This is a genomic window from Cellulomonas sp. P2_F12 (assembly GCF_056403775.1).
In genome coordinates, this window is sequence record NZ_JBFUEV010000007.1 from 58,413 (window position 1) to 79,173 (window position 20,761).

A 20,761-nucleotide genomic window follows, 5' to 3' on the forward strand; every position below is an offset into this window, starting at 1 on the left:
CGGTAACGTCCCTGGCACACCCACGCCGTAGCGTTCGCGATCGGCGACAGGAGGCAGCGATGGAGAAGCCCACGCTCCAGGGCGAGATGATCGCGCTCCGCCCCATCCGGGCGAGCGACGCGGACGCGTTGTGGGAGTCGGTCAACGACACCGAGGGCAACCGCCTCACGGGCACGACGCAGGTGTTCACGCGGAAGCAGATCGACGACTGGTGCGCCACGATCTCGTCGGTCGAGGGCCGGATCGACCTCGCGGTGACCGCGAACGGGTCCGACGAGTACCTCGGCGAGATCGTGCTCAACGAGATCGACGAGGTGGTCCGGTCCGCGAACCTGCGCCTGGCGATGCGCCCGGGCTACCGCGGTCGCGGCTACGGCACCGAGGCGATCCAGCTGATCCTGGGGCTGGCGTTCGACGGTCTCGCCCTGCACCGGGTCGAGCTCGACGTGCTGAGCATCAACGCCCGGGCCAAGTCGCTCTACGAGAACCTCGGGTTCCGGGTCGAGGGTCGCAAGCGCGACGCCTACCGGGACGGCGCGGGCTACTGCGACGGCATCATCATGTCGCTGCTCGAGGACGAGTTCCGGGCGAGCCAGATCCCCTGACCGCTCAGCGGGGCAGGTACTTCTCGACGCTCGCCAGGTAGGCCTCGGCGTCGAAGTCCGGCACGATCGACGCCTGCACGACGTAGCCCTGCACCGCGGAGATGAGCAGCGGCACCTGCTCGACGGCCAGCACGTCGGCGTCGTCGGCGGAGGTCCCGTGCGTCCGCTGGTGCCACAGCGAGACGTACGCGGTGAGTGCCTCGCGCAGCCGCTGGATCACCTCGTAGGCGAGGGCGTGGACCTCGGGGTCCGACATCCCTTCACCCCACAGCTGCAGCATGATCCCGGGGCTGCCGAGCGACTGCAGCATGCCCGTGACGAGCAGGCGGGGGATGGTCGGCGGAGGCGCGAGCGGCTCGACCTGCGCGAGGTGCTCGATGTCGCGGACGCGCACGCCGATGACCCGCGAGGCCACGTCGACGACGATCGCACTCTTGCTGGGGTAGTGGCCGTAGATCGCGCCGGCGGACAGCCCCGACTCCGCGATGATCTCGGCCATCGACGTGGCCTGGAACCCCTTGCGCCGGAAGGCGCGCAGGGCGGCGTCGGCGATCTCGTCACGGCGGGCGACGCGGTACTCCTCGGTGACCTTGGGCACACCGCACTATAAAAACGAATGATCGTTCTTGACAACTTCGCCGCGCCTGGACGACGATTCCTCTAGAAGAACGAACGTTCGCTTTAACTCGAGAGGATCTGTCATGCACACGCAGCCGCGCACCCCGTGGCGTCGCCTCCTCGGCCTCGGTGCCGGTCTGGCCGCCGTCCTGACCCTCCTGGCGCTCGCCTTCCTCTGGCCGGCCATCACCGCCGAGCCCCGGGACCTGCCGGTCGCCGTCGCCGGACCCGCCGCCGCGGTCACCCCGGTCGCGCAGGCGCTCGATGCCCGCGCCCCGGGCGCCTTCGACGTGGTCGCCGCGCAGGACCGCGCCGCCGCCGTGACGCTCATCGAGAGCCGCGACGTGTACGGCGCGGTCGTGCTCGGCGCGCAGCCCGAGATCCTCACCGCCTCGGGCGCCAGCCCGCTGGTCGCCCAGCAGCTGGCCCAGCTCGCGCCGGTGCTGCAGGAGCAGACCGGCGCGCCCGTCCCCGTCACCGACGTCGTCCCGCTGTCCGCCGGCGACCCCCGCGGCGCGATCCTCGGCGCGATCACGTTCCCCCTGGTCATCGGCGGGATGATCGGCGGCGTCGCGATCTCGCTCCTCGTGGTCGGCGTCTGGCGCCGGGTCACCGCGGTCGCGGCGTACTCGGCCCTGGGCGGCCTCGCGGTCGCGGGCGTCCTGCAGGGCTGGGTCGGAGCGCTGCAGGGCTCCTACCTGGTCAACGCGGGCATCGTCGGGCTGGCCATCCTCGCGATCGCCGGCGTGATCGTCGGCTTCGTGTCGGTGGTCGGCCGGGCCGGGATCGCGATCGGGCCGGTGCTGTTCCTGCTGCTGGCCAACCCCATCGCCTCCGCTGCCCAGCCGTGGCAGATGCTGCCGGCGCCGTGGGGCGCGATCGGCCAGTGGATGCCGCCAGGCGCCGCCGCCGCGCTGCTGCGCGACGAGTCGTACTTCCCGCAGGCCGGCACCGCGCAGCTCTGGGTCGCGCTGGCGTCCTGGGCGCTGCTCGGCCTGGTGCTCGCGACGGTCGGCCACTTCAAGAACACCGGTGCCGCGACGTCGGCGGCCCTGGAGGAGGCGTCGGACGATGTGACCCCCGAGCTGGTCTCCGCTTGAGCTCGGTGGCCCTGGTGCTCGCACCAGGGCCACCAGGCGGTCAGCCGCGCCCGCGGTGGAAGTCGTCGAGGGCGACCTTGCGTTCCGCCGCGTGGTCCACGATCGGCGCCGGGTAGTCCTCGGGAGCCTCGAGCCCGAGCCGCCACGGCCGGTGCACGGCGGGCCCGGGGATGCCCCGCAGCTCGGGCACCCACTCGCGGACGTACGCGCCGTCGGGGTCGAACTTCTCGCCCTGCGTGACCGGGTTGAAGACCCGGAAGTACGGCGCGGCGTCGCGGCCCGTGCCGGCCACCCACTGCCAGTTGAGCTGGTTCTGCGGGACGTCCCCGTCCACCAGCCACTCCAGGAAGTGCGCCGCGCCGCGCTGCCAGCGCACGTGCAGGTCCTTGACCAGGAAGGACGCGACCACCATGCGCACCCGGTTGTGCATCCAGCCCAGCGCGCGCAGCTGCCGCATGCCGGCGTCGACGAACGGGTAGCCGGTGCGCCCCGCCGCCCACGCCATGAACGCGGCATCGCCGTCGTCCCACGAGTCCTCCGGCACCACGGCCCGCAGCGACCGGTGGGCCGCGCCGGGGTGGTGCCACAGGACGTCCGCGTGGAACTCGCGCCAGGCCAGCTCCGAGCGGAACGTCGCCACGTCGAACGGTGCCTGCGCGAGGTCGGCCAGCAGGGTCCGCGGGTGCAGCTCGCCGAACTTGAGCGGGATCGACAGCATCGACGTGGCGTCGAGGTCGGGCCGGTCGCGCACGGCCGGGTACTCGGACAGCTCGTCCTGCACGTAGGCCGTCCACCGGGCGCGCGCCGCGCGTTCCCCGGCGGCGGGCAGCCGGACCTCGGTCGGCGGCGAGTCGGGCAGGCCGTCGGACGGGACGTGGGCCCACCGGGCCACCCGCGGTCGGGGCGCGGGTGCCGCCCAGCCGTGGTCCAGCCACGCGCCGCGGAACGGGGTGAACACCTGGAACGGCGTCCCCGCCTGCGTGCTCAGGAGCCCGGGCCCGACGGCGTACGGCGAGCCCGTGCGGACCAGCGGCACGTCGAGCGCGTGCTCGACGGCGTCGTCGCGGCGCCGGCCGTACGGCTCGGTCGCGGCGGTGACGTGCACGGCCGGCGCGCCCACCTCGCGGACCAGCGCGGGCAGCACCTCGGCCGGGGTGCCGCGGCGCACGACGAGCCGACCACCGAGCGACTCGTCCAGCGCCCGCAGGCTGCGCGCGAGGTACGCGAGGCGGGGTGCGCCGGACGAGCGCCACAGCGCCGGGTCGACGACGAAGAGCGGCAGGACCTCGTCCGCGTGCTCCGCCGCGGCGACCAGCGCGGGGTTGTCCGCCAGGCGCAGGTCGCGGCGGAACCAGTGGATCGTGGGCACCCGGCGACCGTAGCCGGGGGAGCGCCGAGCCGCCCGCGGTGGTGCAACGGCCGGGGCGAGGCCACGATGGGCGGGTGAGCGGCGCGCAGGCGGGGGGCTCCGGAGGCGTGAGGCCGACGTCGCGCAAGGCCGACACGCTGCCACGCGACCGGGCGTTCTTCGGCCAGCCACTCGGCCTGTTCACCCTGTTCGGCACCGAGCTGTGGGAGCGGTTCAGCTACTACGGGATGCGCGCCATCCTGCTGTACTACCTGACCGACACGGTCGCCAAGGGCGGCCTCGGGATCGAGAAGACGTCGGGCGAGGCGCTCGTCGCGATCTACGGCTCCTCGGTCTACCTGCTCTCGGTCCTCGGCGGCTGGTTGGCCGACCGGGTCATCGGCGCCCGCCGCTCGGTGCTCTACGGCGGCATCGTCATCGCCGCCGGGCACGTGTTCCTCACCGTGCCGCAGGCCCTGTTCTCGTACATCGGCATCGTCCTGGTGGCGCTGGGCACCGGCCTGCTCAAGCCCAACGTGTCGAGCATGGTGGGGGAGCTCTACGACCGCGACGACCCCCGCCGCGACTCCGGCTTCTCGATCTTCTACATGGGCATCAACATCGGCTCGCTGGCCGCGCCGTTCCTCGTCGGCGCGGCGACCGCCGCCGGCGGGTACCACGCGGGCTTCGCGGTCGCCGCGGTCGGCATGGCGATCGCGCTGGTGTTCTTCGTGGCCGGGCGCAAGTACCTGGGCGGTGCCGGGGACGTCCCGCCCAACCCGCTCACGCCGCAGGACCGCCCGGCCGTCGTTCGGCTGTTCGCGTTCGTGCTGGTGGGCGTCGCGCTCGCCGTCGTCGCGGGGACGCTGGCCGAGGGCGGGTTCGGGCTGGCCGCGTTCATCGACGCGGTGTCCTACCTCGCGTTCGCTGCGCCCGTCGCGACCTTCGTCGTCATGTTCCGCTCGCCCAAGGTGAGCTCGCACGAGCGCAGCCGCCTGCGCGCGTACATCCCGCTCTTCGTCGCGGCGATGATCTTCTGGATGATCTTCGAGCAGGCGGCGAGCACGCTGGCGTCGTACGCCAAGGACAACACCGACCTGGTGATCTTCGGCGTGACCATCTCGCCCGTGTTCTTCCAGTCGATCAACCCCGCCGCGATCATCCTGCTCGCGCCCGTGTTCGCGTGGCTCTGGATCAAGCTCGACGACCGCCCCCCGACCGCCGTGAAGTTCGGCCTGGGCCTGACCTTCGCCGCCCTGAGCTTCGTGTTCCTGGCCGGTGCCTCGTGGCTCGCGGACGGCGGGAAGACCTCGTCGTGGGTGCTGGTCATCGTCTACGTCATCCAGACGATCGGTGAGCTGTGCCTGTCGCCCGTGGGCCTGGCGGCGACGACGCTGCTGGCGCCGCGGGCCTTCCGTGGCCAGGCCATGGCCCTGTGGTTCCTGGCCCCCTCGGCGGGCAACGCGATCGCTGCGCAGGTCATCCAGGGCACGCCGGACGTGAGCCCCGCCGCGTACTTCGGCACGATCGGGCTCATCGCGCTCGCCTTCGCCGGCGGCATGTTCGCGCTCGCACCGTGGGTCACGCGGCACATCCGGGCCGGCGAGGAGTCGGAGGCCGAGGTCTCGGCGTGAGCCCGGCGCGTGTGGGTGTCCGGTGGCAGGGTGGTCGGCATGGCTGACACCACCGTCCTGCGACACTCCGCCGTCACCGACGCCGTCGACCCCCGGCACTGGCGCGTGCTCCTGCGCACCCTCCGCGCCACGTTCAGGGCTCCCGACTTCGCCACCGCGGCCGCGTTCGTCGCCCGCATCGCGGCCGCCGCCGACGAGGCGAACCACCACCCCGACGTGGTCCTGCGCTGGGGGCAGGTCACGGTCACCACGACCAGCCACGACGCCGGCGGCCTCACGCAGCGCGACGTGGACCTCGCGGCCACCGTGACGGCGATCGCCGACGAGCTGGGCCTGACGGGAGACGTGCCGCGCAGCGAGACCCTCGAGCTCGCCATCGACGCCCTGGACATCCCCGCGGTCCAGCCGTTCTGGGCGGCCGTGATGGGCTATGAGGTGAGCGGCGACGACGAGGTGACCGACCCGGCCGGGATCGGTCCCGCCATCTGGTTCCAGCAGATGGACCAGCCGCGGCCGCAGCGCAACCGCATCCACTTCGACATCACCGTGCCGCACGACCAGGCCGCGGGACGCATCGCCGCAGCGGTCGCCGCGGGAGGCCACGTGGTCAGCGACGACCAGGCCCCGGCGTTCACGGTCCTGGCCGACGCCGAGGGCAACGAGGTGTGCGTGTGCACCTGGCAGGGCCGGTCGTCGGCCTGAGCACGCGCGGGGCTGTCGTCCGCAGGGTGACCCTCCCGTGGCGCCGCCGGGGCACGGTCATACACTCGCGAGCATGACCGTGACGTCGGACAACGCCCCCACCTCTGCTGCACCTTCCGTCGACATCAAGCCCCGCTCGCGCACCGTCACCGACGGTCTGGAGGCGACCGCCTCGCGCGGCATGCTCCGCGCGGTGGGCCTCGGTGACGACGACTTCGCGAAGCCCCAGATCGGCGTCGCCAGCTCCTGGAACGAGATCACGCCCTGCAACCTCTCGCTGCAGCGACTGGCCCAGGCGGCCAAGGCGGGCGTGCACGCGGCGGGCGGCTACCCGCTCGAGTTCGGCACCATCTCGGTCTCCGACGGCATCTCGATGGGCCACGAGGGCATGCACTTCTCGCTGGTCAGCCGCGACATCATCGCCGACTCGGTGGAGACCGTCATGCAGGCCGAGCGGCTCGACGGGTCGGTGCTGCTGGCCGGCTGCGACAAGTCCCTGCCGGGCATGCTCATGGCCGCGGCCCGCCTCGACCTCGCGAGCGTGTTCCTGTACGCCGGGTCGATCGCGCCGGGCTGGGTCAAGCTCGAGGACGGCACCGAGAAGGACGTCACGATCATCGACGCGTTCGAGGCCGTCGGTGCGTGCGCCCGTGGGCTCATGAGCCGCGAGGACGTCGACCGCATCGAGCGCGCGATCTGTCCGGGCGAGGGCGCGTGCGGCGGCATGTACACCGCCAACACGATGGCGTCGGTGGCCGAGGCGATCGGCATGTCGATCCCCGGCTCCGCGGCCCCGCCCTCGGCCGACCGCCGCCGCGACGCCTTCGCGAAGAAGTCGGGCGAGGCCGTCGTCGAGCTGCTGCGCCAGGGCATCACGGCGCGCCAGATCATGACCAAGGAGGCGTTCGAGAACGCCATCGCCGTCGTCATGGCGTTCGGCGGCTCGACCAACGCGGTCCTGCACCTGCTCGCCATCGCGCACGAGGCCGAGGTCGACCTCACGCTCGCCGACTTCTCCCGCGTGGCCGCCAAGGTCCCGCACCTGGGCGACCTCAAGCCGTTCGGCCGCTACGTCATGAACGACATCGACCGCATCGGCGGCGTGCCGGTCGTGATGAAGGCGCTGCTCGACGCGGGCCTGCTGCACGGCGACTGCCTGACCGTGACCGGCAAGACCGTCGCGGAGAACCTGGCGGACGTGAACCCGCCGGACCCCGACGGCAAGATCCTGCGCGCCCTGGACAACCCGATCCACAAGACCGGTGGCATCACGATCCTGCACGGCTCGCTGGCGCCCGACGGCGCCGTGGTGAAGTCGGCCGGCTTCGACTCCGACGTCTTCGAGGGCACCGCCCGCGTGTTCGAGCGCGAGCGCGCCGCCATGGACGCGCTGGAGAACGGCACGATCGTCGCCGGCGACGTCGTCGTCATCCGCTACGAGGGCCCCAAGGGCGGCCCGGGCATGCGCGAGATGCTCGCCATCACGGGCGCGATCAAGGGCGCCGGGCTGGGCAAGGACGTCCTCCTGCTCACCGACGGCCGCTTCTCGGGCGGCACCACCGGCCTGTGTGTCGGCCACGTCGCCCCCGAGGCCGTCGACGGCGGACCCATCGCGTTCATCAAGGACGGCGACCGGATCCGGCTCGACGTCGCGAACGAGACCCTCGACGTGCTGGTCCCGGAGGACGAGCTCGAGGCCCGTAAGGTCGGCTGGGCGCCGCTGCCCCCCACCTACACGCGCGGGGTGCTGGCCAAGTACGCGAAGCTCGTGCAGTCGGCGTCGAAGGGCGCCGTGCTGATCTGAGCGCACGACGACGGGCCCGCTCCGGAAGGGGGAGCGGGCCCGTCGTCGCGCGGGCGTCGAGAGTCGTGCCTACTTGATCGACCCCCGCGTGACCCCGGAGATGACCCAGCGCTGGCTGAAGACGTAGACGACCAGCAGCGGCGCCATGGCCATGAGGTAGGACGCGAACGCCACCGTGTAGTCGGTGTTGAACTGGCCCTGGAAGACGTACTGCGCGAGGGGCAGGGTTCGGGCCCCGGGGTCGGTGAGCACCACGAGCGGCATGATGAAGTCGTTCCACGCCCACACGCAGGTGAGGATGCCGACCGTCGCGTTCATCGGGGTGAGCAGCGGGAAGATGATCTGCCGGAACACCCGCCACGTCGATGCGCCGTCGACCCGCGCCGCCTCCTCGAGCTCGATGGGGATCGAGCGGATGTAGGCGGTGTAGATGAAGATGTTCAGCGACAGCCCGTAGATCGTGTAGAGCAGGATCATCCCGGCCTGGTTGTCCAGACCCAGGAGCGCGGTCTGCTTCACCAGGGGCAGCATGATGATCGGGAACGGGATGAACAGGGCCGCGAGCAGGTAGAAGAACACGCCCTTGAAGAACGGTCGGTGGATGTTCCGCGCGATGGCGTACGCCACGACCGAGCTGGTCAGCAGCGTGAGGACGACCGACCCGACGGTGATCAGCGCCGTGTTCATGAGCGCCTGCGGGAAGTTGGTCCGCGTCCAGGCCTCGCTGAAGTTCTCCCACCGGATCGGGCTCGGCAGCTCGAGGCCGGTGCCGGCGGCGAGCTGCTCGGGAGTCTTGAGGGCGACGACGACGGCGAGGTAGAGCGGGACGAGGATCGTCAGCGAGCACACCGCGATCAGTGCGGTCACCCACCAGTTGATCTTGCGGGTGTCGTCGTCGGCGACATTCTTCGTGCGCCGTCGCCGGGGCTCGGGAAGGACGGCCTCGGCCTGGCCGAGCGCGGTACCTGCGGTGGTCATCAGAAGTCCGCCTCTCTGCGCTGAAGGACCTTGAACTGGAACAGCGACACGACGGTGATGACGATGAAGAAGATCACCGCGTTCGCGGACTGGTAGGCGAACTCCCCGCCGGAGAACCCGCCGCGGAAGATGAGCAGGGTGACGGACTCTGTCGCCGTGCCCGGTCCGCCGTTGGTCAGGGCGACGATCTGGTCGAAGACCTGCAGGAAGCCCTTGAGGCTCAGCACGATGTTGATCGTGAAGAACGCGCTGATCAGGGGGAACGTGATCGACGAGAACTGCCGCCACGGCTTGGCGCCGTCCAGGGACGCGGCCTCGTAGAGCTCGCGCGGGATGGTCTGCAGCCCGGAGAGGTAGATGATGATCGTGAAGGCGCAGGCCTGCCAGACGGCGAGCGCGACGATCGCGGTCCACGCCCAGGTCTCGTTGGTGAGGATGTTGTCGGCGAAGAGCGGGATGCTCGCCAGGATCTTGGGCAGCGAGCTCGAGAAGAAGAACTGGAAGACGTAGCCGATGACCAGGGCCGCCAGGACGTAGGGCACGAAGTACACGCCGCGGAAGAGGTTGCGCGCCATGATCTTGGTGTTGAGACCCATCGCGATGGCCAGCGAGATCGCGTTCGTCAGCAGCGTCGCGACGATCGCGAACAGGAACGAGAACCCGTAGGCGGCCAGGACGCGGTCGTCCTTGAACAGGTTGGCGTAGTTGGACAGGCCGACGAAGTTCCAGTCGCCGTAGCCGGGGTAGTTGGTCAGGCTGAAGAAGATCCCGACCAGCACAGGGATGGTGTGGAACGCGAAGAACGCGATGACGGCCGGCCAGACCATCCAGTAGAACGTGGACTGCGCACGGCCGACCTTGACCTTCCGCAGGGTGGGAGTGCCGGAGCGGTCGGCGCCTGGTGCCGCGGACCGGACTTGCGTGGAGGACGTCATCGTCAGTCTCCCGTCACGGGGATGGTGCGAGCGGCGACCTTGCTCCACTCGCTGTCGAGGGTGGCGAGCGCGGCGTCCGTGTCGCCGCTGAAGAGGAACTGCTGGTCGATCGCGGCGAGCGGGATGCTGGGCGGGATCTGGTGGTCGATGAAGCCCGCGATGCGTCCGGCGTCGAAGTACGGCTTGACCGACTGGAGGGCGGGGTCGTCGCTGAGCTGGGCGCCCTTGACCGACGGGACCATGTTCTGCGAGGCGGCGAACTTCTCGATGACGTCCTTCTGGAACAGGTAGTTGATGAACCGGAGCGCCTCCGCCTGGTGCGGCGAGTCCTTCGGCATCGTCACCGCGACGTCGACGCCGGAGACGAGCATCCGGTCGTCGGGGTTGTCGGTCGCCGGGTACGGGAAGATCCCCGCCTTGATGTCCGGGTTGATCCCCTTGATCGGGCTGATCGCCCAGATGCCCTGGAGGAGCATGGCGGCCTCGCCGTGGGCGAACGCCGCGTTGCCGTCGTCGTAGGTCTTCCCGCGGTAGCCGTCCTGCATGTAGCTGAACAGCTGGGCCTGCTGCTCCATCGCCTCGGGGAAGTTCTTCTGGAACGACACCTCGGAGTCGGGACCGGTGTCCTCGCCCTGGGCGCGCATCTTGTCGAAGAAGCCGTCCTGCGCCGGGTAGGCCCCGAGCGCGTTGAACGAAGGCAGCCCGGTCCAGGAGTCGGCGAGGGTCCCGTAGAACGGCGTGATGCCCGCGGCCTTGAGCTTGTCGCACACCGCGATCAGCTCGTCCCACGTCTCGGGGACCTCCAGGCCTTGCTGCGCGAAGATCTCCTGGTTGTAGATGATCCCGTTGGCGTTGTTGACGTAGCCGAGACCGTTGACCTCGTCGCCCTTCGTGCCGAGGTCCTTGAGGATCTGCTGGACCGCCGGGTTGATCGTGTCGAGCACGGGCTCGTTCGAGAAGTCGTAGAACACGCCGGCCTGCGCGAGGCGGCCGAAGCCGCCGTTGGCGTTCAGCGTGATGACGTCCGGTGCCTTGTCCTTGACCAGGAGCGTCCGGATGACCGTGTCGGCGTCGGCGACCTGGTTCTGCACGACGCGGATGTCGGGGTTCTCCGCCTCGAAGTCGGCGATGATCTGGTTGAAGTCCTCGAGCGCCTCACCCTTGAACTGGAAGAAGTTCAGGGTGGTCACGCCGTCGGACGGTTGGTTCGCGCAGCCGCTTGCGACGGCCAGCAGGGCGACCGCTGCGGCCGCTGCTGCCATGCGAACGCGTCGCGGGTTTCGGTGTCTCATCGTGTGCCTCCTTGCACATCTCGTGGTGCTCAGTTCTGAGCGACCAGCTCGATGACGGTGGATCTCTGGGGGTACTGGACGGGGGGTCGCAGGCCGACGGCGTCGAGCTCACGACCCGTCAGGGTGGTGTCGTAGGTCTGCCACGGGAGCTCGGACTGAGCGGCGGCGCTGGTCGGGCGGCCGACGACGCGGAGCCGGTAGTGCCGGGCAGGGTCGAGCCCGGGGATCCGGACGCGTCCCGGCGGGTAGGCGGCCGTCGTGTCGGTCTGCGTGAGCGTGAACACGGCCCAGGTGCCGTCCGGCGAGACGACGCCGCGCACGTCGATCCCCGGCTCGGTGTCGTCGACGTCCACGGTGCGGCCGGTGGCGACCAGCGGACGGATGCGCTTGGCGTACCCGACCCATGCCGCGATGCGCCCGCGGGTCTGCTCGTCGGTCCCGGTCAGGTCCCACTCGATCCCGAAGTGGCCGAACAGCGCGACCGCGGCGCTGAAGTCGAGGTCCACGGTCCGGCCGGTCGAGTGCACGACCGGGCTGGTCAGGTGCATGCCCATCAGCTCGGGGGGCACCACGAGCGCCGTGTACCGCTGGTTGACCAGGCGCTCGAGCGGGTCGAGGGTGTCGCTGGTCCAGATCCGGTCGGTGCGCGCCAGGATGCCGAGGTCGACCCGGGCACCACCGGAGGCACAGCTCTCGATCTCCAGACCGGGGTGCGCCGCCTTGAGCTCGTCGAGCAGCCGGTAGAGGGCCAGCGTGTGCTCGCGGACCCGCGCGACACCCTCCGGGCCGCTACCGGCGTCGAGCAGGTCGCGGTTGTGGTCCCACTTCAGGTACGCGATCGGGTACTCGTCGAGCAGCGCGTGCAGCCGGCCGGCCACGTAGGCGTAGGCGTCGTCGTGCGCGAGGTCGAGCACCTGCTGCTGCCGGGCCGCAGGCGGCAGCGACATCCGCCCCCGCAGGATCCAGTCCGGGTGCCGACGGGCGACCTCGCTGTCCGGGTTGACCATCTCCGGCTCGACCCAGAGCCCGAACTCCATCCCGCAGGCCAGCACGTGGTCCACCAGCGGGTGCAGCCCGTCGGGCCAGACCGCTGCGTCGACGTACCAGTCGCCCAGGCCCGACGTGTCGTCGCGCCGGCCGGCGAACCAGCCGTCGTCGAGCACGAACCGCTCGACGCCGACGGACGCGGCGGCATCCGCCAGCGCGGTCAGCCGCTCGAGCGAGTGGTCGAAGTAGACCGCCTCCCACGTGTTGAGGGTGATCGGCCGAGGCCGGCGAGGGTGGGCCGGGCGGCGACGCCACTCGTCGTGGAAGCGGTGCGCGAGCTCGCTCAGCCCGTCGCCCCAGGATCCGACGACCTCCGGCGACGTGAGCGACGCGCCGGGCGCGAGGACGACCTCCCCGGGCGCGAAGAGCTCACCTCCGGCGAGCATCGCCTCGCCGGAGGCGGACCGCTCGGCGAGGAGACGGTGGTTGCCGCTCCACGCGACGTGCACGGCGTGGACGCGACCGCGCTCGAAGCCGAACCCGGGCCGCCCGGCGGCGAGCACCAGCGTGGCGTCCGCCCCGGGCCGGCCCCGGCGGCTCTCGCGCAGGTAGGTCCCGTAGGCGAAGGGGTGCCGCTGCGGCGAGCGTTCGCGCAGGTGACGGCCCGTGGTGTCGAGGATCTCGGTGGCGTCCCACGGCACTGGGAACGCGAGGTGCAACGACTGGACCGTGTAGGGCGTCTCGCCGGCGTTGCGCAGGGTGATGCGCTGGTGCAGGAGTCCGGCGGTACCGACGCGCAGCTCGAGCTGCGCGCTCAGTCGGGCCTCCCGGTCGACGAGCGACAGCTGGGCCCGGTGGTCGTTGGCCTGGATGTCGACCAGCTCCAGCCGGACGCTGAACGAGGCTCCGTCGCGGTGCCCCTCGAGCCCCGGGGTGCCCAGCCACCCGCCGGCCTGCGAGGCGACGAGCGTGGCCCGGGCCGGCTCGTCGAGACCCCCCGAGACGCGCTGGGGGCGCGCCGCGACAGCGAGGGAGCGCAGCGTCTGCTCGCTCGAGTCCGCCAGCTCCTCGCCCCAGTGCACGATCGCCGGGTGCGGCGCGGCGTCGACGTCGATCACGACGCTGGTTCCGCCCCGGTGCAGGTGCAGGACCCGACCCGGGGCGGGTGTGGTGGATGTGGCGCGCCGGTCGTCGGCGGTCACCTCGTCGTGGGAGAGCATGAGTTAGTTCTAACACGGAAGAAACAAGACTCACAAGTGGTCTGGATCGGGAGTTTGCGCGCGGAAGAGGCCGTGTTCGTGCCATGATGGAATCAATGAACGGGTCGAGCGCATGCTGAGCGACAGCGAGAGAGCCCTCGCACGCGCGGTGCTGATCCACGGGCCGATCTCGCGGAGCGAGCTGACGAGCCGTCTGGGTCTCTCGCCGCCGAGCCTCACGCGCCTGGCCAAGCCCTTCCTCGACCGCGGCCTGCTGGTCGAGCTCGACGACCGGTCCGACGGCTCGGTCGGCCGGCCCGTCCGACCGCTCGACGTCCGGCCGGGTCTGGCCCACTTCGCCGGGGTCAAGGTGACGGGGGAGTCCCTGCACGTCGTTGCGACCGACGTGCGCGCGGCGTTGCTCGCGTACGCGGAGCGCCCCCTCGGCAGCCACCACCCGCGTGACGTCGCCGCGGAGATCGCGCAGGCGGTCCGAGGGCTCGGCGTCGACCGGATCGCCGGCGTCGGGGTGTCGCTCGGCGGCGCCGTGCGGGACGGTCGCGTGGAGTTCGCCCCGTTCCTCGACTGGACGGACGTCCCCTTCGCCGAGCTGGTCGAGGCCGAGCTGGGTGTTCCGGCGTCGCTCGAGAACGACCTGGTCGCGCTCGCCGAGGCCGAGCGCTGGTTCGGGCTGGGCCGCGGCATCCCTGGGTTCGTCGTCATCACCATCGGCGCCGGCATCGGGTACGCGCTCGTCGTGAACGGCCAGGTCGTGCACTCGCGCGAGGCGGGCGTCGGCCTGGGCGGGCACATCCCGCTGAGCGCGACCGGGCCCGTCTGCCACGCGGGCCACCGCGGGTGCGCGGAGGCCATGCTGACCTCGGGGTCCATCGCGGCGCAGGTGTCGGCCGCCCTGCAGCGACCTGTCGACCACGACGAGGTGCTGCGCCTCGCCCGCGAGGGCGACCCGGCGGCGGCCGCGGTGGTCGACGAGGCCGCGGCTTCCCTCGGGCGGCTCGTCGCCATGGCGGCCAACCTGACCCTGCAGCCTGCGGCCGTGCTCGCCGGCGAGGGCATCGGCCTCTTCGCCGTCGCCGAGGATCGGGTGCGGGCGGCCGTCGCGGCCGACCGTGATCCGCGGGCGGAGCCCGTCCGGCTCTACGTCGACGAGTCCGGCTTCTCCGCGTGGGCCCGGGGAGCCGCGACCGTCGCGATCCAGGACGCCGTCGACCGTATCGACCTCGACCAGGTGGAGCAGGAGCTGCTCCCCGCACCCACTCCCACGAGAGGATCGGTCGCATGACGTGGACGACGCAGGACGCTCCCTGGTGGACCCGAGCCGTCGTGTACCAGGTGTACCCGCGCTCGTTCGCGGACTCGGACGGGGACGGCATCGGCGACCTGCGGGGGATCCTGGGGCGGCTCGACCACCTGTCCGAGCTGGGTGTCGACGTGGTCTGGCTGTCGCCCATCTACGCGTCGCCGCAGGACGACAACGGCTACGACATCAGCGACTACCAGTCCGTCGACCCGATGTTCGGCACGCTGGACGACCTCGACCGGCTGGTCACGGAGCTGCACGCGCGCGGCATGAAGCTCGTCATGGACCTGGTCGTCAACCACACCTCCGACGAGCACGCGTGGTTCGTCGAGTCGCGCGACCCCGCGAGCCCGAAGCGGGACTGGTACTGGTGGCGGCCGCCGCGCGACGGCATGTCCGCGGGTGCCCCGGGCGCCGAGCCGACCAACTGGGGGTCGTTCTTCTCGGGCTCCGCGTGGGAGCTCGACGAGGCCTCCGGCGAGTACTTCCTGCACCTCTTCAGCCGCAAGCAGCCGGACCTCAACTGGGAGAACCCGCAGGTCAGGGACGCCGTCTACGCGATGATGCGCTGGTGGCTGGACCGCGGGGTCGACGGCTTCCGGATGGACGTCATCAACCTCATCTCGAAGGACACGGCCCTGCCCGACGGCGTGGTGACCGGCGGGCTGCTCGCCGACGGCTCCGCGTCCTACGTCTGCGGACCGCGCATCCACGAGTTCCTGGCCGAGATGCACAAGGCGGTGTTCGCCGACCGCCCGGACCGCCTGCTGACGGTCGGGGAGATGCCCGGCGTGACGGTCGAGCAGGCGCGCGCCTTCACCGACCCGTCCCGGGAGGAGGTCGACATGGTCTTCCAGTTCGAGCACGTCGGCCTCGACCACGGGCCGGGCGGCAAGTTCGACGTCCGCCCGCTGCGGCTGCTCGACCTCAAGGCGTCCTTCGGCCGCTGGCAGACCGGGCTCGCGGACGTCGGCTGGAACTCCCTCTACTGGGACAACCACGACCAGCCGCGGGTGGTCTCGCGCTTCGGGGACGACGGCGCGTTCCGACGAGAGTCCGCGACCATGCTCGCCACGGTCCTGCACCTGCACCGGGGGACGCCGTACGTCTACCAGGGCGAGGAGCTCGGCATGACGAACGCGCACTTCACGCGGTTCGACCAGTACCGGGACATCGAGACCCTCAACCACGTCGCGACGGCCCGGACCGTGGGGCACAGCAACGACGAGCAGCTGCTGGCGGGGATCGCCTCGATGGGCCGCGACAACGCCCGGACCCCGATGCAGTGGGACGGCACGCCGCACGCCGGCTTCACGACGGGCACGCCGTGGATCGACGTGAACGCGAACTACCCGTCGCTCAACGCGGAGACCGAGCGGGCCGACCCGGACTCGGTCTTCCACTACTACCGCGCGCTCATCGCACTGCGGCACGACGACCCCGTGGTGGCGCTGGGCGACTTCACCATGCTGCTGCCCGACCACGAGCACGTGTACGCGTTCACGCGCCGGCTCGGCGACACGACGCTCACCGTCGTCGGCAACTTCTCGGGGGTGGTCCAGGAGGTGCCGCTCGCGGCCGATGCGGGCGAGCTGGTGCTCGGCAACTACCCGCACCCGCTCGGGCCGACCCTGCGGCCCTGGGAGGCGCGGGTCTACCGGTCCTGACGCGGTGGGCCAGCCCCCGGGCGCACCGGTGGGCTGACGGGGCAGACCCGGACGCGGCCGCTCCCTAGCGTCGAGGCATGACCCTGGCACCGGCTCGACCCCGGACGCGCAACCGCGTCGGCTGGACGTGGGTCGCGCTGTCGTCGCTGGCCGTCGCGGTCTACGCCGTCACGCCGTACCTCACGACGCCGTTGCACGAGCTCGCCGGCGACGCCGTCGGGCTCGCCGGCGCGTACGAGGGGGCGACCCGGGTGGGTCCGCGCGGCGTTCTACGCGCACGTCGTCGGCGGCGGGATCGCGCTGGTGCTCGGTCCGCTGCAGCTCTGGCGCGGCCTGCGCGACCGGTTCCGCCCGGTACACCGGGCGATCGGCCGGACCTACCTCGTCGCGGTGCTGGTCGGGGGCCTCGCGGCACTGGCGCTGGCGCCCGTGAACACGGCCGGGATGGTCGGGTTCGCGGGCTTCGGGACCCTCGCCGCGCTGTGGCTGTGGACCGGCTGGCGCGGCTACCGGTCGATCCGGGAGGGTGACGTCCGCAGCCACCAGGCGTGGATGATCCGGAACTTCTCGCTGACCTACGCCGCCGTGACACTGAGGCTCTGGCTCGGCGTGCTCATGGCGGCGCAGTCGCCGTGGATCGTGACGGGCGCCGACGCCGACGCCGCGTTCACCAACGCGTACGCGGTGGTCCCGTTCCTCGCCTGGATCCCGAACCTCGTGCTGGCCGAGCTGCTGGTCCGCCGCCGAGGCCTCCCGGCCCTTCGGATCGTCGACCCGGTTCCCGCGGCCCACGGGCTCCCGGACAGGTGAACCGCCTCGCGGACAGGCCGGCCCGGGTGTCCGCATGCCGTTCACCCGTCCGGTCCCGACCGGCCCCTCGCTACCCTCGGAGGAGAGTCGCACGGACGAGGGAGCAGGCGTGGGCAAGGTGCACGATGCCATCGACGGTCGGCTGCGCGAGTTCGTCGAGGCGCAGCCGATGTTCTTCGTCGCCACCGCCCCGAGCGGGCCCGACGGGCACGTGAACCTGTCGCCCAAGGGCATCGCGGGCTCGTTCGTGGTGCTCGACGAGCACACGGTCGCCTACATCGACCTCACCGCCAGCGGGTCCGAGACCATCGCCCACCTGCGGGAGAACGGCCGGATCACGCTGATGTTCTGCGCGTTCACCGGCCCGCCCAACATCGTGCGGCTCTACGGCCGCGGCCGGTTCGTCACGCTCTACGACGAGGGTTTCGACGAGCTCGCCGCGCTGTTCCCCGAGACCCGCGGCGCCCGGGCCGTGATCGTCGTCGAGGTCGACCGCGTCTCCGACTCGTGCGGCTACGGCGTGCCGCGGATGGCGCTCGAGGGGGAGCGGGACCTGCTGCCGCAGCACATGGAGCGCAAGGGCCTGGAGGGGCAGGCGGACTACCGCCGGCTCAAGAACCGGACCAGCGTCGACGGGCTGCCGGCGTTCGACATGGACCCCGACGTCGCACAGTGACGCGGTCAGCCGCGGGCACGAGGTCGGAACCGCTCCACCATCACCACGGCCGCGAGGGTGCCCACCGCCACCAGCGCGAGAGCGCCCACCACCCAGTCCGTGCGCGCGTCCTGCCACATGAGCGCGGACCAGCTTCCCGGACCGCAGCCGTCGTACGCACTCGCGGCGTTCGAGTCCGGAAGGGCCAGGCCCGCGCAGCCGTCGATCACCCGCCAGACGACGAACGCGGTCCACGCACCGAGAGCCGTCAGCACGCAGCCGGCCACGCCGAGGAGACGGCGAGCATGGGCCGGCTGCATCGTCCTCCACGTGTCCAGGCACGGCGCGTCGCCGTTCGCGCCGACGATAGGCGGCGGTCGCGCACGGCCGAGGGGAGGTTGGTCAGAGGTCCCTCGAACGGAGGCACGCCGTCCATCACGTGATCCCGTGAACCACGATGTGAGACGGGGCGGGGGCGGCGTGACACATCGGAAACGTGGGCGTAGTGTCCAACACGTGCAGACGACCATGCTTCTCGTAGTACTTCCTGAGCGCGCCGGCTAGAGGCCTCCCGCACAGGCCTCGTCAGCGCGCTCGCCCCTCGTCCAGCCCGTACGTGGCTCGAGGGGCTTTTCTGTGTTCGGACCGCACGTGAACCGGCAGCACCCAGCAGCACGATCCAGGGAGACATCGATGGTCCAGGGCCCACACCCGGCACCGCCGCGAACGCCCACGCCCACGGCAGCCACCCCGCGCGTCGCCCTCCCCGCGGCGACCAGCGCGATCGGCCCCGAGCGCGTCACCGGCGCCAAGTCGATCGTCCGCTCGCTCGAGGAGGCCGGCGTCGAGGTCGTCTTCGGCATCCCGGGCGGCGCGATCCTCCCGACGTACGACCCGCTGATGGACTCGACCAAGGTCCGCCACATCCTGGTCCGGCACGAGCAGGGCGGCGGGCACGCGGCCGCCGGCTACGCCGCCGCGACCGGCCGGGTCGGCGTGTGCATGGCGACCTCGGGTCCGGGTGCGACCAACCTGGTGACCCCGATCGCCGACGCCCACATGGACTCGGTGCCGCTGGTCGCGATCACGGGCCAGGTCTCCGCGGCCATGATCGGCACCGACGCGTTCCAGGAGGCCGACATCGTCGGCATCACGCTGCCGGTGACCAAGCACAACTACCTGGTCACCAACGCCGACGACATCCCGCGGGTCATCGCCGAGGCGTTCCACATCGCCTCGACCGGCCGGCCCGGCCCGGTGCTGGTCGACATCGCGAAGTCGGCGATGCAGGCGCAGACCACGTTCTCGTGGCCGCAGGAGCTCACGTTGCCGGGCTACCACCCGGTGACCAAGCCCCACGCCAAGCAGATCCGCGAGGCCGCCCGCCTGCTGGCCACGTCCCGTCGTCCGGTGCTCTACGTCGGCGGCGGGGTCATTCGCGCCCGTGCGGCCGCCGAGCTGCGCGCGCTGACCGAGGCGTCCGGCGCGCCCGTCGTGACCACGCTCATGGCCCGCGGCGCGCTGCCGGACTCGCACCCGCAGCACCTCGGCATGCCGGGCATGCACGGCACGGTCTCGGCCGTCGCGGCGCTGCAGAAGGCCGACCTGATCGTGGCCCTCGGCGCCCGCTTCGACGACCGCGTGACGGGCCTGCTGTCGTCCTTCGCGCCCAACGCGGCGGTCGTGCACGCGGACATCGACCCGGCCGAGATCGGCAAGAACCGTCACGTCGACGTGCCCATCGTCGGCGACCTCAAGGAGGTCATGGCGGACCTGCTGCCGGAGCTGGCCCGCGAGCACACGCAGCACGGCAAGCCGGACCTCGAGGAGTGGTGGCGCCAGCTGGACGAGTGGCGCGCGACGTTCCCGCTCGGGTTCGACGAGCCGGCCGACGGTCACCTGGCCCCGCAGTACGTCATCCAGCGGATCGGTGAGCTGTCCGGGCCCGAGTCGATCTTCGCCGCGGGCGTGGGGCAGCACCAGATGTGGGCCGCGCAGTTCATCAAGTACCAGCGGCCCAACTCGTGGCTGAACTCCGGCGGCCTGGGCACCATGGGCTACGCGGTGCCGGCGGCCATGGGAGCCAAGGTCGGCGACCCGTCGCGGACCGTGTGGGCCATCGACGGCGACGGCTGCTTCCAGATGACCAACCAGGAGCTGGCCACCTGCACCATCAACGAGATCCCGATCAAGGTCGCGATCATCAACAACTCGTCGCTCGGCATGGTGCGGCAGTGGCAGACCCTGTTCTACGAGTCGCGCTACTCCAACACCGACCTCAACACCGGGCACGGCACCGTGCGGGTCCCCGACTTCGTGAAGATGGCCGACGCCTACGGCTGCGCCGGGCTGCGCTGCGAGACCGCGGCGGACGTCGACGCCACGATCAAGAGGGCCCTCGAGATCAACGACCAGCCCGTCGTCATCGACTTCACCGTGTCGCGCGACGCGATGGTGTGGCCGATGGTCGCCGCGGGTGTCAGCAACGACCAGATCCAGTACGCGCGTGGGATCAGCCCCGCGTGGGACCGGGAGGACTGAGCCATGTCCCGCCACACCCTGTCGGTCCTCGTCGAGAACAAGCCCGGCGTGCTGACCCGCGTCGCCGGCCTGTTCGCGCGGCGGTCGTTCAACATCCACTCGCTCGCGGTCGGTCCCACCGAGCACGACGAGATCTCGCGCATCACGGTCGTCGTCGACGTCGACGCCCTGCCGCTCGAGCAGGTGACCAAGCAGCTGAACAAGCTGATCAACGTCATCAAGATCGTCGAGCTCGAGGACGCCGCGTCCGTGCAGCGCGAGCTGCTGCTGGTGAAGGTCAAGGCCGACACCGCCCAGCGGACCTCCGTGCTCGAGGTCGTCCAGCTGTTCCGGGCCCACGTCGTCGACGTCGTGCCCGACACGGTCGTCATCGAGGCGACCGGCGGACCGGGCAAGCTCGACGCCCTGCTCGCCGCCCTGGAGCCGTTCGGCATCCGGGAGATCGTGCAGTCCGGCACGGTGGCCATCGGCCGCGGGTCGCGCTCGATCACCGACCGCGCCCTCGAGCGCGTCAACCGCTCCGCCTAGCACTTTCCGTTCCTGAAGCAGAAGCAGAACCACACAC

18 protein-coding genes are annotated in these 20,761 nt (G+C 71.3%); 11 read left to right on the forward strand and 7 right to left on the reverse strand.

The window, feature by feature from the left end; all coding sequences use genetic code 11:
- Positions 1–59 precede the first annotated feature (59 nt).
- Positions 60–605 carry a GNAT family N-acetyltransferase gene (locus AC1DWH_RS14890; RefSeq protein ID WP_477094327.1) on the forward strand — a complete coding sequence of 182 codons (546 nt, stop codon included), beginning with the start codon at positions 60–62 and terminating at the stop codon, positions 603–605.
- A gap of 4 nt (positions 606–609) precedes the next feature.
- On the opposite strand, the gene AC1DWH_RS14895 is transcribed toward AC1DWH_RS14890, so the two are convergent.
- Positions 610–1,203, reverse strand: coding sequence for a TetR/AcrR family transcriptional regulator (locus AC1DWH_RS14895; RefSeq protein ID WP_477094328.1), 594 nt, complete (start codon positions 1,201–1,203; stop codon positions 610–612).
- A gap of 103 nt (positions 1,204–1,306) precedes the next feature.
- Here AC1DWH_RS14895 and AC1DWH_RS14900 point away from each other — a divergent pair, with 103 nt between their 5' ends.
- On the forward strand, positions 1,307–2,323 hold the full coding sequence (locus AC1DWH_RS14900; RefSeq protein ID WP_477094329.1) for an ABC transporter permease: 1,017 nt from the start codon (positions 1,307–1,309) through the stop codon (positions 2,321–2,323).
- 40 nt (positions 2,324–2,363) lie between these two features.
- Here AC1DWH_RS14900 and AC1DWH_RS14905 read toward each other — a convergent pair whose 3' ends face one another.
- On the reverse strand, positions 2,364–3,692 hold the full coding sequence (locus tag AC1DWH_RS14905; protein WP_477094330.1) for a cryptochrome/photolyase family protein: 1,329 nt from the start codon (positions 3,690–3,692) through the stop codon (positions 2,364–2,366).
- A 74-nt stretch (positions 3,693–3,766) separates the two neighbouring features.
- Here AC1DWH_RS14905 and AC1DWH_RS14910 point away from each other — a divergent pair, with 74 nt between their 5' ends.
- The 3 genes from AC1DWH_RS14910 (at position 3,767) to ilvD (ending at position 7,811) form a co-directional block, all read left to right on the forward strand.
- Entirely contained in the window at positions 3,767–5,305 is a 1,539-nt protein-coding gene (locus AC1DWH_RS14910) for a peptide MFS transporter (RefSeq protein ID WP_477094331.1), read from the forward strand.
- A gap of 39 nt (positions 5,306–5,344) precedes the next feature.
- Complete coding sequence (locus tag AC1DWH_RS14915) at positions 5,345–6,007, forward strand: VOC family protein (protein ID WP_477094332.1); 663 nt, start codon at positions 5,345–5,347, stop codon at positions 6,005–6,007.
- Positions 6,008–6,080: 73 nt separating this feature from the next.
- Positions 6,081–7,811, forward strand: coding sequence for a dihydroxy-acid dehydratase (gene ilvD / locus AC1DWH_RS14920; protein WP_456846020.1), 1,731 nt, complete (start codon positions 6,081–6,083; stop codon positions 7,809–7,811).
- 69 nt (positions 7,812–7,880) lie between these two features.
- Here the strand turns inward: ilvD and AC1DWH_RS14925 are convergent, their stop codons facing one another.
- Genes AC1DWH_RS14925 through AC1DWH_RS14940 form a run of 4 tightly spaced genes read right to left on the reverse strand, consistent with a single transcriptional unit; the run spans position 7,881 to position 13,223 of the window.
- The gene (locus tag AC1DWH_RS14925; protein WP_477094333.1) at positions 7,881–8,789 is read right to left on the reverse strand and encodes a carbohydrate ABC transporter permease; all 909 of its coding nucleotides are present in this window, start codon (positions 8,787–8,789) and stop codon (positions 7,881–7,883) included.
- Positions 8,789–9,724 carry a carbohydrate ABC transporter permease gene (locus AC1DWH_RS14930; protein ID WP_477094334.1) on the reverse strand — a complete coding sequence of 312 codons (936 nt, stop codon included), beginning with the start codon at positions 9,722–9,724 and terminating at the stop codon, positions 8,789–8,791. The genes AC1DWH_RS14925 and AC1DWH_RS14930 overlap by 1 nt, the downstream gene beginning before the upstream one ends.
- 2 nt (positions 9,725–9,726) lie before the next feature.
- On the reverse strand, positions 9,727–10,986 hold the full coding sequence (locus AC1DWH_RS14935; RefSeq protein WP_477094335.1) for an ABC transporter substrate-binding protein: 1,260 nt from the start codon (positions 10,984–10,986) through the stop codon (positions 9,727–9,729).
- Positions 10,987–11,045: 59 nt separating this feature from the next.
- Entirely contained in the window at positions 11,046–13,223 is a 2,178-nt protein-coding gene (locus AC1DWH_RS14940; RefSeq protein WP_477094336.1) for an alpha-galactosidase, read from the reverse strand.
- Between the two features lie 112 nt (positions 13,224–13,335).
- Here AC1DWH_RS14940 and AC1DWH_RS14945 point away from each other — a divergent pair, with 112 nt between their 5' ends.
- From AC1DWH_RS14945 to AC1DWH_RS14960, 4 genes are all read left to right on the forward strand, one after another.
- Positions 13,336–14,505: an ROK family protein gene (locus AC1DWH_RS14945; RefSeq protein ID WP_477094337.1), complete on the forward strand. Its 1,170-nt coding sequence runs from the start codon at positions 13,336–13,338 to the stop codon at positions 14,503–14,505.
- On the forward strand, positions 14,502–16,190 hold the full coding sequence (locus tag AC1DWH_RS14950; protein WP_477094338.1) for a glycoside hydrolase family 13 protein: 1,689 nt from the start codon (positions 14,502–14,504) through the stop codon (positions 16,188–16,190). Before AC1DWH_RS14945 ends, AC1DWH_RS14950 begins: the two co-directional genes overlap by 4 nt.
- Before the next feature lie 303 nt (positions 16,191–16,493).
- Positions 16,494–17,000 carry a DUF2306 domain-containing protein gene (locus AC1DWH_RS14955; protein ID WP_477094339.1) on the forward strand — a complete coding sequence of 169 codons (507 nt, stop codon included), beginning with the start codon at positions 16,494–16,496 and terminating at the stop codon, positions 16,998–17,000.
- Between the two features lie 109 nt (positions 17,001–17,109).
- Positions 17,110–17,676 carry a pyridoxamine 5'-phosphate oxidase family protein gene (locus AC1DWH_RS14960; RefSeq protein WP_477094340.1) on the forward strand — a complete coding sequence of 189 codons (567 nt, stop codon included), beginning with the start codon at positions 17,110–17,112 and terminating at the stop codon, positions 17,674–17,676.
- A 5-nt stretch (positions 17,677–17,681) separates the two neighbouring features.
- Here the strand turns inward: AC1DWH_RS14960 and AC1DWH_RS14965 are convergent, their stop codons facing one another.
- On the reverse strand, positions 17,682–17,975 hold the full coding sequence (locus AC1DWH_RS14965) for a hypothetical protein (protein ID WP_477094341.1): 294 nt from the start codon (positions 17,973–17,975) through the stop codon (positions 17,682–17,684).
- Between the two features lie 373 nt (positions 17,976–18,348).
- Between AC1DWH_RS14965 and AC1DWH_RS14970 the strand changes: the two genes are divergently transcribed.
- Both AC1DWH_RS14970 and ilvN read left to right on the forward strand, forming a co-directional pair.
- Positions 18,349–20,196 carry an acetolactate synthase large subunit gene (locus AC1DWH_RS14970; RefSeq protein ID WP_477094342.1) on the forward strand — a complete coding sequence of 616 codons (1,848 nt, stop codon included), beginning with the start codon at positions 18,349–18,351 and terminating at the stop codon, positions 20,194–20,196.
- Between the two features lie 3 nt (positions 20,197–20,199).
- Positions 20,200–20,724 carry an acetolactate synthase small subunit gene (gene ilvN / locus AC1DWH_RS14975; RefSeq protein ID WP_028047697.1) on the forward strand — a complete coding sequence of 175 codons (525 nt, stop codon included), beginning with the start codon at positions 20,200–20,202 and terminating at the stop codon, positions 20,722–20,724.
- Positions 20,725–20,761: the final 37 nt, after the last annotated feature.